The organism is Roseomonas sp. USHLN139 (assembly GCF_037145735.1).
Classification (GTDB): domain Bacteria; phylum Pseudomonadota; class Alphaproteobacteria; order Acetobacterales; family Acetobacteraceae; genus Pseudoroseomonas.
This window is the reverse complement of record NZ_JBBCWY010000003.1, coordinates 280,201-293,147: the sequence shown is the minus strand read 5'-3', so window position 1 is coordinate 293,147 and position 12,947 is coordinate 280,201. Positions and strand designations below refer to the sequence as shown.

Below are 12,947 nucleotides of genomic sequence, written 5' to 3'. Positions count from 1 at the left end.
CGCTCCGTCGATTCATGGCCGCATGACGATCATCTCCGGCAAGGCCAGGCTGGCGGGCGTGCTCGGCTGGCCGGCCTCGCATTCGCGCTCGCCGCTGCTGCATGGCCACTGGCTGCGCCGCCACGGCATCGACGGCACCTATATCCCGCTGCAGGTGCGGCCCGACGATTTCGCCGAGGCCGTGCGGGCGCTGGTGAAGCTCGGCTTCCGCGGCGCCAATGTCACCATCCCGCACAAGGAGGCGGCCTTTTCGCTCTGTGACGAGGTCGATGCCTCGGCCCGCCGGGCGGGGGCGGTGAACACGCTGGTGTTCCGCGACGGGCGCATCCTGGGGTCGAACACCGACGGCTTCGGCTTCCTGGAAAGCGTGCGGGAGCAGGCGCCGGGCTGGCAGGCCTCGGCCGGGCCCGCGGTGCTGCTGGGTGCCGGCGGGGCGGCGCGGGCCATCGCGGCGGCGCTGCTCGATGCCGGCTGCCCGAAGCTCACCATCGTCAACCGCAGCGCCGAGCGGGCCGAGGCGCTGGCCGCCGAGCTCGGCGGGCCGGTCGTCGTGTCGGACACCCCGCCCCTGGCGGACGCCGCGCTGCTGGTCAATTCCACCAGCCTCGGCATGGCCGGCCAGCCGCCGCTGGAGATCGATCTGTCGCCTCTCCCTGGCCATGCCATCGTGGTCGATGCGGTCTATGTGCCGCTGGAGACGCCGCTGCTGGCCGCCGCCCGGGCGCGCGGGCTGGTCGGCGTCGATGGCCTCGGGATGCTGCTGCACCAGGCTCGGCCGGGCTTCGAGGCCTGGTTCGGCGTGGCGCCCTCGGTCGATGCCGATCTGCGCGACACCGTCGCCGCCGATATTCCGCGCCGCTGACCGCATGAAGATCCTCGGCCTCACCGGTGGCATCGGGATGGGCAAGTCGACGGCGGCCGCCACCTTCCGCCGCCACGGCCTGCCGGTCTTCGACGCCGACGCGGCCGTGCATGCGCTGCAGGCCCGCGGCGGCCGCGCGGTGGCGCCGATCGGGGCCGCCTTCCCGGGCAGCATCCGCGACGGCGCCGTGGACCGCGAGGCGCTGCGCCGCGCCGTGCTGGGCAATCCCCCGGCGCTGAAGATCCTGGAAAAGATCGTCCACCCGCTGGTGAGGGCCGAAGAAAGACGCTTCCTCGGCCGGGCCCGGCGGCAGGGGCGGCGGCTGGTGGTCCTCGACATCCCGCTGCTCTTCGAGACCGGGGGCGAAGCGCGCTGCGACGCCGTGGTGGTGGTCTCCGCCCCGGCCGCGGTGCAGAAGGCGCGGGTGCTGCGGCGCGGCGGCATGACCGAGGAAAGGCTCGCCGCCATCCTGGCGCGGCAGACGCCGGATGCCGAGAAGCGGCGCCGCGCCGATTACGTGATCCGCACCGGACTGTCCCGCGCCCATGCGCGCCGCGGCATCCGGCGCCTGCTGGAGAGCCTGCGATGAGCCGCACTTTGGTGCTCGACACCGAGACCACCGGCTTCGACCCGGCGACCGGCGACCGCGTGCTCGAGGTCGCCGCCGTCGAGCTGGTCAACCTGGTGCCCACCGGCCGCTTCTACCACCAGCTGATCGACCCCGAGCGCGAGGTGCCCGAGGAGGCGGTGAAGGTGCATGGCTTCACCTGGGAGATGCTGCGCGGCAAGCCGAAATTCCCGGCCATCGCCCAGGACATGCTGGACTTCCTGGGCGACGATCCGATCGTCGCGCACAACGCGCCCTTCGACTTCGGCTTCCTGGATGCCGAGCTGAAGCTGGCCGGCCGCGCCCCGCTCGACCGGGCGCGGATGGTCGATTCGCTGCAGCTCGCCAAGAAGCGCTTCCCCGGCCTGCCGAACAGCCTGGACGCGCTCTGCCGGCGCTACGGCATCGACAACTCGATGCGCACCGCCCACAACGCGCTGCTCGACGTGCAGCTGCTGGCCCAGGTCTATCTGGAGCTGATGGGCGGCAAGCAGCCCGGCCTGGCGCTGGCCACCCGCTCCAATGTCGCGGCGCCAGTGGTGATCGCGGTCGAATCCGATGTCGCCGGCCGCGTCCCGCGCCCGATCCTGCCGAGCGAGGACGAGCTCGCCGCGCACCGCGCCTTCCTGGGCAAGCTCAAGGAGCCGCTCTGGGCGGCGCTGGACGCGGAGCCTCCGCCGGGCTGACCGCCGCGACCCGCTGCCGCAGCCGCGGGATCGCATGGTCGAGGAAGACGCGCAGCTTCAGCGGCAGGGTGGCGCGCGGCGCGTGCAGCAGGCTGACCGGCAGCGGCGGCGGCTCGAAACCCTCCAGCACGCGGACCAGGCTGCCGCGGGCCAGGGCCTCCGCACACTGGTAGCGCAGCAGCCGGGTGACGCCGAGGCCGCGCTCGGCCGCCGCCACCGCCGCCTCGGCGGTGGAGACCGAGAGCCGCGGGCGCAGCGCCACCGCCACCCCTGGCCCGAAGCGCCAGAGCGGCGGCGGCAGCCCGCCCTCGGCCACGAAGTCGAAGCCGACGCAGGGCAGCCCGGCCAGCGCCTCGGGCCGGTCCGGCAGGCCATGGGTGGCCCAGAAATCCGGGCTGGCGCAGACCACCGGGGCGATGGCGCCCAGCCGCGTCGCCACCAGGCTGCTGTCCGGCAGGGCGCCGATGCGCAACGCCAGGTCCACATGCTCGTCGAGCAGATGCAGGTTGCGGTCGGACAGCGCCAGCCGCACCGCGATCTCCGGATAGGCCTCCAGGAAATCCGCCACCACCGGCAGGAGGTGCAGCCGGCCGAACAGCACCGGCGCGGTCAGCACCAGCGCGCCGCGCGGGGAGGTGAACTCGCCGGCGGCCTGGCGCTCGGCGGCCTCGACCTCCTCCAGGATGCGGCGGGCGCTGGACAGGTAGGCCTCGCCGGCCTCGGTCAGCGCCAGGCGGCGGGTCGAGCGGCGCAGCAGCCGGGCGCCGAGATGCGCCTCCAGCTCGGCGATTTTCCTGCTCACCGTCGGCAGCGGCATGCGCAGGCTGCGCGCCGCCGCGGTCAGGCTGCCCTGCTCCACCACCCGCAGCAGCACCGCCATCGCCTCCAGCCGATCCATTTTTCTTTCAGATTCCGAGAGAATGGCTCTCAAGGATACGGAATTATTGCCGGACGGCGGAAGCGCCATTCTCCCCGCCGACAGACAGGAGATGGTGCGCCATGGCCTACAGCTTCCTCGACACCTATGCGACGCCCTCGGTGCAGGCGGCCCAGGCCGCGATGGGCGCCGATCACCTCTGGCGCGGCGGCGGGCGCGACCGCGTCTTCGACCGCCTCGACGAGGATGTCGCGGCCTTCATCGCCGAGCGCGACAGCTTCTACATGGCGAGCACCGCCGAGAATGGCTGGCCCTATGTCCAGCATCGCGGCGGGCCGGCCGGCTTCCTCAAGGTGATCGACCCGGTGACGCTGGCCTTTGCCGATTATCGCGGCAACCGGCAATACATCTCGACCGGCAACCTGGCGGCCGATGACCGGGTGGCGCTGATCCTTGTCGACTATCCGCGCCGCGCCCGGCTGAAGCTGCTGGCCCATGCCACGATGGTGCCGCTGGGCAGCGACCCCGCGCTGGAGGAAGCGGTGCGCGACCCCGGCTATCGCGGCCAGGCTGAAAGAGTCTTCCGGCTGCGGCTGCAGGCCTATGACTGGAACTGCCCGCAGCACATCACGCCACGCTTCACCGCCGAGCAGGTGAATGCCGGCCTCGCCCCGCTGCGCGCCCGGCTGGCCGAGCTGGAGGCCGAGAATGCCGCGCTCCGGGCCGCCGCCGCCTCAGCCCAGGCGTCCCAGTAGCCGGGCCAGGTCGCGCAGGCTCTCGGCCCCGGTCTTCTCCAGCGCGCGGCGCAGCAGGGTGCGGATGGTGCTGATCTGCACGCCGCGGGCGAAGGCGATGGCGTCCGGGCTGGCGCCGCCGGCCAGCGCCGCCGCCGTCGTGGCCTCCGCCGCGGTCAGGCCGAACAGCGCGCGCAGCTGCTGCTCGAGGCGCGCCGCATCCTCGGCCGCGTCCAGCGCGCGCAGCGTCAGCAGCGCGAAGCCGCCCGCCGCCTCCCCCTGCAGCACCTTCGGCAGCGGCGTGACCAGGGCGGCCAGCCGCTCGCCGGTGGCGGGATGCAGCAGGGTCAGGGCGCCGCCCGCCTCGCCGCCGGCCGCCCGGGCGATGGCGGCCAGCAGCCACTGCGTCTCGCGCGGGGTGGTGGCGGCCAGGCGGCCGGCCTGGCGGCCCAGCCGCAGCGGGCCGCCACCCCGCTCCATCGCCTCCGCCTCGGCATTCGCCAGCACAACCTGGCCGGTCGCGGTCAGCACCAGCGCCGGCAGCCGCAGCCCGTCCAGCGCCGCCAGCCCGAGCCTGGCCTGCAGCTCGGCCGCCTGCAGCCGCTCCGCCAGCTGCATCGCCCGCTGCAGATGCGGCAGCAGCCCGACCAGCTCCGCCTGCGCCGCGGCGTCGAAGGCCTCGAGCTGCCGCGGCCGGTGCAGCGCCAGCACGCCGATGCGCGACTGCGCGTCCGGCGGTGTGCGGGCGGCGATCACGTGGAACGAGTCGATGTGCCGGCCGAAGTCGTTGTAGTAGGGCGTCGTCGCGTAATCGGCATCGGTGATGGCATCCTGGCCGCGCAGCACCCGCAGCTGCGGATTGGCCAGGGCGAAGCGCGCCCGCGGATCATGGCGATGCCAGTGCTGCTGATAGCTGGCCAGCGCCGCGGGATCGATCTGGCTGCCCTGAATCCGGCCGACCGGGGCGCCGCTCCCCGCATGGATCGACAGCACCGCCGCGCTGCTGGCGCCCAGCGCCTGCCGCAGCAGCTCGGGCAGGCGGGCCAGCGCCTCGGGCTGCAGCGCGGCATCATAGAGGGTGCCGAGCAGCGCCTCACGGTCCGGTGGCGGAAGGGAGCCATGCGGCATAGCTTCCGTTAACGCATCGCAACGCGCCGCAGCAAGCCCCCGTCAGGCCCGAGGGCGGCGGCGTCGCCCCTCAGGCGTTCCAGTCGGGCGCGAAATCGGGGTTCACCCGGCGCCAGTCCTTCGGCATGGCGTCGATCGCGGCGATGTCGGCGGCGTCGAGCCGGTCCAGCAGCGCCAGGGCATCGAGATTGCCCTGCTGGGTCTCGCGGCGGCTGGCCTTGGGAATCGCCACCACCATCTCCTGCCGCAGCAGCCAGGCGAGCGCGACCTGCAGGCCGGAGAAGCCGTGCTTCTTGCCGATCTCGGCCAGCACCGGCTGGTCGGCCAGCGCGCCCTGGCCGAGCGGCGAATAGGCGGTCAGCGCGATGCCGCGCGGCTGGCAGAAATCCAGCAGCTTCTTCTGAGAGAGCAGCGCGTGGTACTCGACCTGCAGGGCGGCAGGCTTCCCGCCAAGTTCCTCGACCTGCTGCATCAGGCCCAGCGGAAAATTGGAGACGCCCCAGCGGCGGACCAGGCCGCTGTCCTGCGCCTTCTGCATCGTCCTGACGATGGCGGGCAGGTCCATGTCCGGGCGCGGCCAGTGCACCAGGAAGAGATCCAGGTAGTCGGTGCCGAGCTTCTTCAGCGAGCCGGCCAGGGAGCGCTCGATGGCGTCCGGCGCCAGGTTCTCCCACCAGACCTTGCTGGTCAGGAAGATGTCGCCGCGGGCGACGCCGGAGGCAGCCATGGCGGCGCCCACCTCGGCCTCGTTGGCATAGCGGTCGGCGGTGTCGAGGTGGCGGTAGCCGAGCGCCAGCGCGCTCTCGACCGCGGCCTGCCCCTCGGAACCGGCCAGCTTCCAGGTGCCGAGGCCGAGCTTCGGGATATCGATGCGCGCCGAGGTGGCGTTCGGGATGCCGGGCATGTCTCGATCTTCCAGACTGACGGTGAATCACGGAGGTCCGGGGGAGACTCTCCCCCGGATTCTTTCTTCTCTTTAACGGAACCGCGGACCCAGGCCGCTGTTACCTCGGGCGCAACCCCGGCAGGGCCCAGGCGTTGGCCTGGTCATGCCGGCCCTTCGCCCTGCTCCGGACCGCGCCGCCTCACGCCGCCTCGGCATCCCGGGCGAGGGCGCGCCGCGCCGTCTCGGCCAGGAAGCCGCTGGCCACCGGCAGCACCGCATCGTCGAAGTCGTAATGCGGGTTGTGCAGCTCGCGCCCGCCCTCGGCCGGCCCATTGCCGATCCAGACGAAGGCGCCCGGCACCTGGTGCAGGAAGTGGGAAAAATCCTCGCCGGTCATCGCCGGGCCGATGTCGCGGCGCAGCGTGGTGACGGCGGCGGCGGCCTCGGCGGCCAGCTCGCGCGGCTCGGGATGGTTGGCGGTGACCGGCACGCCGGCGCCGATGATCGCCTCGGCCCGCACGCCGAAGGTGGCGGAGACGCCGGCGGCGACGCGCGCCAGCCCGTCGCGGATCTGCTGCCCGACCTCCTCGGTCAGGTAGCGCATGCTGCCCTTGATGACGACGCGGGCGGCGATCTGGTTCTGCGCCTCGCCGCCCTCGATGACGGTCAGGCTGACCACGCCGGTCGCCATCGGGTCGAGGTTGCGCGCCACGATCGACTGGCAGGCGACGATGGCATGGCCGGCGGCGACGATCGGGTCGCGCGTCAGGTGCGGCAGCGCGGCATGGCCGGCATGGCCATCGATGACGATCTCGAAGCGGTTGCCCGCCGCCATCACGGCGTTGTCATGCACCGCGATGGTGCCGACCGGCAGGCCGGGCCAGTTGTGCCAGCCGAAGATGCGGTCCATCGGGAAGCGCTGGAACAGCCCGTCCTTCACCATCGCGGCGGCGCCGCCGCCGCCTTCCTCGGCCGGCTGGAAGACCAGGCGGACGGTGCCCGTCCAGCTGTCGTCCTGCAGCAGCAGCGCCGCGGCGCCGAGCAGCGCGGTGGTGTGCCCGTCATGGCCGCAGGCATGCATCACGCCCGGATTGGTGCTGCGCCAGGCCAGGTCCTGCGCCGCTTCCTCGATCGGCAGCGCGTCCATATCGGCGCGCAGCCCGACGCTGCGGTTGCTGCCGGGCCGGTGCAGGCTGGCCACGACGCCGTGGCCGCCGACATCGGTCGCGATGTCGGTGACACCAAGTTCCTTCAGCTTTTCCACCACGAAGGCCGCGGTCGGCCCCTCATGCAGGGTCAGGCTCGGATTGGCGTGGAGATGCCTGCGCCAACGCGTCAGTGTTTCGGCAAGGGTCGGGTCCATGTGTTAGGGCATACCGCTTAAGCCGATGCGTCTCAAATCCTCCCTCCCCCTCGCCCTGTTCTCCGCCAGTCTTGGCCTCGCGATTCCGCTCGTCGCGGTGCTGCATGCCCGCGCGCAGGAAGCGCCGGCCGCGGCGGAAGGCGACGCGGAATCAAGGGAGAACGACGCGCCCGAGGTCGCCGCCGAGCGGACGGTGACCTACGAGGTCACGCTGCCGGAAACCGGCGACGAGGCCCTCGACAGCGCGATTTCGCGCGCCTCGGCGCTGGACCAACTGCGCGAGCGCGCGCCTGTCGATAGCTATGGCCTGGTCAGCCGGGCCATCGCCGAGTCGGGCAACATGCGCGACGCGCTGCGCTCCGAGGGCTACTACGCCGGCACCGCCCGCATCCTGGTGGACGGCACGACGCCGGACACGCCGGGCCTGGCCGACCGGCTGGCGGCCCGCACCGGCGACACGCCGATCCCGGTGGTGATCACCGTCGAGAAGGGCGCCCGCTACCGGCTGGCCACGGTGCGGCTGCAGGCCGAGCCGGCCGGCGCCTCGCTCGAGGATGCCGGCGCCGCCGGGCTGGAGGAAGGCACGCCCGCCCGCGCCCAGCCGATCCTCGATGCCGAGGGGCGCATGCTCACCGCCCTGCGCGATGCCGGGCATCCCTTCGCCAGCCTGCGCCGCCGCGTCACCGTCGACCACGACACGCAGCGTATGGAGGTCACCTTCCTGGTCGCGCCCGGGCCGCGCGCCAATTTCGCGCAGCCCTCCGTCACCGGCGAGCAGCGGACGCATGCCTCGCTGCTCGCCAGCATCGTGGCGCCGCTGGAGGGGCAGCAATACAGCCAGGAGAAGATCGACCAGACCCGGCGCGACCTGCTCAGCCTCGGCGTCTTCAACACGGTGCGCGCCCGCGCCGCCGAGCGGCTGGACGAGACCGGCCGCCTGCCGGTCGCCTACACGGTGATCGAGCGGCCGCTGCACGCGATCGGCTTCGGCGCCGCCTACGAGACCCGCTACGGCCCGACCTTCAGCGCCTATTGGGAGCACCGCAACCTGTTCGGCGGCGCCGAGCGGCTGCGGCTGGAGGCGGAGGTCAACCGCCTGGGCACCACGGGCGATACCAGCGACACCGGCGGCAAGGTCGGCGCCAGCCTGAAGACGCCCTGGTTCGCCGGGCGCAACCAGACCCTGACCTTCGACATCGCCGCCCTGCGCGAGCGCCCCGACGCCTATGACCGCGATGCCTTCACCCTGGGCGCGCTGCTGGAGCGGACCGTCTCCTCCCGCCTGTCCTGGGGCGCCGGGCCGCAGCTGGAATTCAGCCGGGTGACGCAGGATGCGGTGACCACCGACTACCAGCTGGTCGGCGTGCTCGGCACGCTGCGCTGGAACGACACCGACAGCCCGCTGAACCCGAGCCGCGGCACCCGCGCCACCGTGCTGGTCAACCCGATCTACAGCCTGGGCGAGAGCAATGCCTTCACCCGGCTGCGCGTCCAGGGCAGCACCTATTTCGACATCTCCGGCGACAAGGGCAGCATCCTGGCGCTGCGCGGCGTGGTCGGCAGCATCGTCGGCGCCAGCTTCGGCGGCGTGCCGCCGGACAAGCGCTTCTATTCAGGCGGCGGCGGCTCGGTGCGCGGCTACAGCTACCAGTCGGTGGGTCCGCGCACCGCCTCGGACGAGCCGGCCGGCGGGCTGTCGCAGATCGAGGGCACGATCGAGCTGCGCCAGCGCGTCTCCGGCAATTTCGGCATGGCGGCCTTCGTCGATGCCGGCGCCGTCACCCGCGACCCCACCCCCACCTTCAGCAACCTGAAGGTCGGCGCCGGCCTCGGCGTGCGCTACCTGACCGCCATCGGACCGCTGCGCGCCGATATCGGCGTGCCGCTCAACAAGGAACGGGGCGACAGCGCCTTCGGCCTCTATGTCGGCATCGGGCAGGCGTTCTGATGCGCCGGCTGCTGCGCTGGGCCGGGTTCACCCTGGCCCTCGTCATCATTCTGCCGCTGCTGCTGGTGGGCGGCGTGCTGCTGGGGGCCAATACCGCGCCCGGCCAGCGCCTGATCACCGATTTGGCGCAGCGCTTCGTGCCCGGCCTGACCCTGGAGGGGCTGCACGGCCCGCTGCCCGGCGCCCCCGGCTTCTCCCGCCTGGTCATGGCCGATGCCAAGGGGCCCTGGCTCGAGGTGGAGAATGCGCGGATCGACCTCGACCTGCGCACCCTGCTCGGCCGCGAGTTGCGCATCGAGGAGATCACCGCCGGCCGCATCGCCCTGCTGCGCCTGCCGGAGGCCGATCCCAACGCGCCGCCGCCGGCGCCCGCCGATCCCGACGCGCCGCTGATCCCCTCCCTGCCCGAGCTGCCGGTCGCGGTGCGGCTGGAGAAGCTGGCCATTGCCCGCATCGAGATCCCGCGCGAGCTGGTCGCCGCCACCGTCGAGGAGCACGGCCCCGCCCCCGGCTTCGCCCTCTCCCTGAACGGCGATGCCTCGCTGGTCGCCGCGGCGCTGCAGGCCAAGCTCGCCGTGCAGCGGCTGGAGGCGGCGGGCTCGCTCGACCTAGCCCTCGGCCTCGACCCCAAGGGCCGGCTGCTGGCCGATCTGCGGGTGCAGGAGCCGGCCGGCGGCGTGCTGGCCACCGGCCTCGGCATCCCTGACGCGCCGGCCGATCTCAGCCTGAAGCTGGACGGCCCGGCGTCCGGCGCAGCACTCACCGCGCGCGCCGATTTCGGCGGCCAGGCCGGCTTCCGCGCCGAGGGCCAGGTTGCCCTCCAGCCCGGTGGCGCCGGCGGGCTGACCCTGGCCGGCCATCTGGATTCGCCGGCCATCCTGGCGCCGCCGCCGGTGCGGGCGCTGGATTTTGCCCTCGATGCGGTGATCCCCGCCGGCGGCCAGCCCGCGCTGCGCTCGCTGCGCCTGACCACCGAGGCGGGAGAGGTCACCGCCAGCGGCAGCCTGGCCCTGCTGAAGGCCGAGGCACGGGTCGCCGCCTCCTCGGTGCTCGGCCCGCTGGTGCCGGAGATCGTCGGCTGGGATGGGATCCTGCTGAACGCGGAAATCCGCGATGGCCAGACCATCACCGCGCAGCTGCGCCCCCGGGGCCTCCGCGGTCCCGACCCGCTCTCCACCGTGCTCGGCCCCGAGCCCGAGGTGGATTTCGCCGGCACCCCCTTCCGCATCGACAGCCTGGAGCTGCGCGGCCGTGGCGCGACGCTGAACGTCCAGGGCAGCGGCTGGGATATTCTTGATCTTTCCGCCCAGCTGCAGGTGCCCGACCTGAAGGCCGTCCGGCCGGAGCTGGAGGGCCCTGCCCGCCTGGAGGCGAAGGTGACCGGCCCGGTCGCCGACCCGGCCATCCGCCTGCACCTGACCAGCCCCGGCCTGATTGCCGCCGGGCGGAAGATCGAGAACCCCGATCTCACCGCCGAGATTCCGGCGGTCAGCGCCTATGCCGGCACGCTGCGCCTGACCGGCCGCGCCGAGGGCCAGCCGGTGCAGATCGCCCTCCGCGCCGCCCGCGACGGCGAGGCGGTGAAGCTGGAGCAGGCCGAGGCGACCTTCGGCCCGGTGCGCGCCACCGCCGAGGGCCGCTACGACATGGCGGCCGCCCGCTTCGACGGCCAGATGACCGCGGGCGCCGAGAACATCGCCCCGCTCTCCGGCCTGATCGGCCAGCCCGTCGCCGGCGGCTTCCGCCTGACCGCCCGGCTGGCGCCGACGCCGGAAGGCCGGCAGTCGATCGATGCCCGGCTGGCGGCGCAGCAGGTGCAGCTGGCCGGCCAGGCCTATGCCGCCGAGATGACACTGAAGGGCACCGACGCGGCGCTGGACTGGGACGTGAAGGGCCGCCTGCCGCAGGCCAATGTCGCCGGCCGTGGCCGCTTCACCCGCGGCGAGGCCGGCATGCGCCTCGACATCGCCGCCTTCGACGCCAGCCAGGGCGAGATGGGGATCCGCCTGGCCGCCCCCGGCAGCATTCTTCTCCCGCCCTCCGGCGCCATCGAGATTCCCGGCCTGCGCCTGTCCGCCCGCCCGGCCGGCAACTTCACCGTCAGCGGCCGCTGGGGGCCCGAGCGCGCCGATATCCGGGTGGCCCTGGCGGCGCTGCCTGCCTCCCTGGTGAACATGTTCGCGCCCGAGCCGCGACTGCAGGGCAGCGTGGTCGGCGAGGCCCGCATCACCGGCCCGGTCGCCGCCCCGGAGATCACCGCCACCCTCAACGGCACCGGCCTGCGCGCCGAGGCGCCCTGGTCGCAGGGCTGGCCCGCCGCCAGCCTGAAGGTCGATGTCGAGCGCAACGGCGCCGGCGCCATCCGCGCCACCGCCGCGCTACGCATGGGCAATCTGATCACCCTCGACGCCACCGCTGGCCTGCCCCAGGGCCCCGGCGCCGAGGCGCCGCTGAACGCCTCGGTGAAGGGCAACCTGAACATCCAGCCGCTGGTCGCACCCTCGCTGGGCGGCGGCGCCATGCGCGTCACCGGCCGCGTCGCCATCGATGCCGGCGCCTCCGGCACGCTTGGCGCGCCGGTGCTGACCGGCGCCGCGACCCTCTCGGGCGGCGAGGTGCGCAACCCGCTCTTCGGCCTGCGGCTGACCAATATCGGCGGCCGCCTGCGCATGGAGGGCGACCGCGTCCTGGTCGACAATATCGTGGCGCGCGCCGGCACCGGCCGCATCGCCATCAACGGCTATGCCCAGCCGCTGGCCGAGGGCATCCCGCTCGACATCAGCATCACCGCGCGCGACGCGACGCCGGTGCAGAGCGAGCTGGTCACCGCGCTGATGGATGCCGATCTGCGCTTCACCGGCCCGCTGCAGGTCAGCCCGGCGCTGGGCGGCACCGTGCGGCTGAAGCGCGTCGCGCTGAACATCCCGCAGGCGCTGCCCGGCGGTGGCGTGGCGACGCTGGGCGAGGTGCGCGAGCGCGGCGCCAATGCCCCGCCACCCCCGCCGCCGGCGACGCCCGCGCCCCCTATCGCGCTGAACGTCACCGTCGAGGCGCCGCAATCCATCCTGGTGCGCGGCCGCGGCCTGGATGCCGAGCTCGGCGGCACGCTGCGGGTCGGCGGCACCGCGGCCGATCCGCAGCCCGCCGGCGGCTTCAACCTGCGCCGCGGCACCTTCCAGCTGCTCGACCGCCGGCTGACCTTCAGCAAGGGCGACCTGAACTTCGACGGCAGCCTGATGCCCAGCCTGGACTTCGCCGCCAGCACCACCACCCAGGGCGTCACCATCACCGTCACCATCACCGGCGAGCCGGCCAAGCCGACCATCGCCTTCAGCTCCGAGCCCGAGCTGCCGCAGGACGAGGTGCTGGCGCGGCTGCTGTTCAACCGCTCGGTCGACAAGCTGTCGCCGCTGGAGATCGCCCAGCTCGCCGGCGGCGTCGCCAACCTGGCCGGGGTCGGGCCGGGCGGCTCGCGCGGCTTCCTCGGCCGGCTGGCCGACCGGCTGGGGCTCGACCGGCTCGGCGTCGGCAACAGCCAGGGCGGGCTGGAGAACCCCTCCGTCCAGGCCGGCGGCTATGTCGGCCAGGGCGTCTATGTCGGCGTCGAGCAGGGCGCCGATGGCGGGCCGCGCGCCAATGTCCAGGTCGAGATCACGCCGCGGCTCAAGCTGGAAAGCTCGACCGGGGGGGAATCCGGGGAGCGGGTCGGGCTGTCCTACGAGTTCGAGTACTGAAGCCGGGACAGCGGCCGGGGGAATGAATTCCCCCGGACCCCCTTCTCCTTCTTTCCATGCTGCCGCCCAGGGCGGGACGCCCTGGCGCGCAGCGGGGCGCAAGATTTTTTTGCGGGCGCGAA

General features: G+C 73.3%; 10 protein-coding genes. 6 read left to right on the top strand and 4 right to left on the bottom strand.

All coding sequences use genetic code 11. From position 1 onward, the window contains the following. The first annotated feature begins 22 nt into the window (after positions 1–22). From WFI16_RS11840 to dnaQ, 3 genes are read left to right on the top strand one after another with little or no spacing between them, the layout of a single operon-like run. Positions 23–862: a shikimate dehydrogenase gene (locus tag WFI16_RS11840; RefSeq protein ID WP_442970675.1), complete on the top strand. Its 840-nt coding sequence runs from the start codon at positions 23–25 to the stop codon at positions 860–862. Between the two features lie 4 nt (positions 863–866). Further along, positions 867–1,451 (top strand): dephospho-CoA kinase, encoded by a 585-nt coding sequence (gene coaE, locus WFI16_RS11835; RefSeq protein ID WP_419898038.1) that lies wholly within the window; start codon positions 867–869, stop codon positions 1,449–1,451. Next, positions 1,448–2,155 (top strand): DNA polymerase III subunit epsilon, encoded by a 708-nt coding sequence (gene dnaQ, locus WFI16_RS11830; RefSeq protein WP_419898037.1) that lies wholly within the window; start codon positions 1,448–1,450, stop codon positions 2,153–2,155. Before coaE ends, dnaQ begins: the two co-directional genes overlap by 4 nt. Here dnaQ and WFI16_RS11825 read toward each other — a convergent pair. After that, on the bottom strand, positions 2,106–3,053 hold the full coding sequence (locus WFI16_RS11825) for a LysR substrate-binding domain-containing protein (protein ID WP_419898036.1): 948 nt from the start codon (positions 3,051–3,053) through the stop codon (positions 2,106–2,108). The genes dnaQ and WFI16_RS11825 overlap by 50 nt on opposite strands. 101 nt (positions 3,054–3,154) lie before the next feature. Here WFI16_RS11825 and WFI16_RS11820 point away from each other — a divergent pair, with 101 nt between their 5' ends. After that, positions 3,155–3,787, top strand: a complete 633-nt coding sequence (locus tag WFI16_RS11820) for a pyridoxamine 5'-phosphate oxidase family protein (RefSeq protein WP_419898035.1) — start codon at positions 3,155–3,157, stop codon at positions 3,785–3,787. Here WFI16_RS11820 and WFI16_RS11815 read toward each other — a convergent pair. The 3 genes from WFI16_RS11815 to WFI16_RS11805 all read right to left on the bottom strand — a co-directional run bounded on the left by WFI16_RS11815 (position 3,767) and on the right by WFI16_RS11805 (position 7,143). Continuing rightward, positions 3,767–4,894, bottom strand: a complete 1,128-nt coding sequence (locus tag WFI16_RS11815) for a hypothetical protein (protein ID WP_419898034.1) — start codon at positions 4,892–4,894, stop codon at positions 3,767–3,769. The two genes, WFI16_RS11820 and WFI16_RS11815, sit on opposite strands and share 21 nt — an antisense overlap. Before the next feature lie 70 nt (positions 4,895–4,964). Continuing rightward, a complete protein-coding gene (locus WFI16_RS11810) occupies positions 4,965–5,798 on the bottom strand; it encodes an aldo/keto reductase (protein ID WP_419898033.1) in 834 nt (277 codons plus the stop codon). 181 nt (positions 5,799–5,979) lie between these two features. Then, the gene (locus WFI16_RS11805) at positions 5,980–7,143 is read right to left on the bottom strand and encodes an amidohydrolase (RefSeq protein ID WP_419898032.1); all 1,164 of its coding nucleotides are present in this window, start codon (positions 7,141–7,143) and stop codon (positions 5,980–5,982) included. Positions 7,144–7,168: 25 nt separating this feature from the next. Between WFI16_RS11805 and WFI16_RS11800 the strand changes: the two genes are divergently transcribed. Both WFI16_RS11800 and WFI16_RS11795 read left to right on the top strand, forming a co-directional pair. After that, positions 7,169–9,091, top strand: a complete 1,923-nt coding sequence (locus WFI16_RS11800; protein WP_419898031.1) for an autotransporter assembly complex protein TamA — start codon at positions 7,169–7,171, stop codon at positions 9,089–9,091. Continuing rightward, positions 9,091–12,825 (top strand): translocation/assembly module TamB domain-containing protein, encoded by a 3,735-nt coding sequence (locus tag WFI16_RS11795; protein ID WP_419898030.1) that lies wholly within the window; start codon positions 9,091–9,093, stop codon positions 12,823–12,825. Before WFI16_RS11800 ends, WFI16_RS11795 begins: the two co-directional genes overlap by 1 nt. Positions 12,826–12,947 lie beyond the last annotated feature (122 nt).

What these genes read in the sequence shown, in the direction of transcription:
- WFI16_RS11840 (WP_442970675.1), top strand. Translation starts at nt 23, where the DNA reads ATGACGATCATCTCCGGCAAGGCCAGGCTGGCGGGCGTGCTCGGCTGG.
- coaE (WP_419898038.1), top strand. Translation starts at nt 867, where the DNA reads ATGAAGATCCTCGGCCTCACCGGTGGCATCGGGATGGGCAAGTCGACG.
- dnaQ (WP_419898037.1), top strand. Translation starts at nt 1,448, where the DNA reads ATGAGCCGCACTTTGGTGCTCGACACCGAGACCACCGGCTTCGACCCG.
- WFI16_RS11825 (WP_419898036.1), bottom strand. Translation starts at nt 3,053, where the DNA reads ATGGATCGGCTGGAGGCGATGGCGGTGCTGCTGCGGGTGGTGGAGCAG.
- WFI16_RS11820 (WP_419898035.1), top strand. Translation starts at nt 3,155, where the DNA reads ATGGCCTACAGCTTCCTCGACACCTATGCGACGCCCTCGGTGCAGGCG.
- WFI16_RS11815 (WP_419898034.1), bottom strand. Translation starts at nt 4,894, where the DNA reads ATGCCGCATGGCTCCCTTCCGCCACCGGACCGTGAGGCGCTGCTCGGC.
- WFI16_RS11810 (WP_419898033.1), bottom strand. Translation starts at nt 5,798, where the DNA reads ATGCCCGGCATCCCGAACGCCACCTCGGCGCGCATCGATATCCCGAAG.
- WFI16_RS11805 (WP_419898032.1), bottom strand. Translation starts at nt 7,143, where the DNA reads ATGGACCCGACCCTTGCCGAAACACTGACGCGTTGGCGCAGGCATCTC.
- WFI16_RS11800 (WP_419898031.1), top strand. Translation starts at nt 7,169, where the DNA reads ATGCGTCTCAAATCCTCCCTCCCCCTCGCCCTGTTCTCCGCCAGTCTT.
- WFI16_RS11795 (WP_419898030.1), top strand. Translation starts at nt 9,091, where the DNA reads ATGCGCCGGCTGCTGCGCTGGGCCGGGTTCACCCTGGCCCTCGTCATC.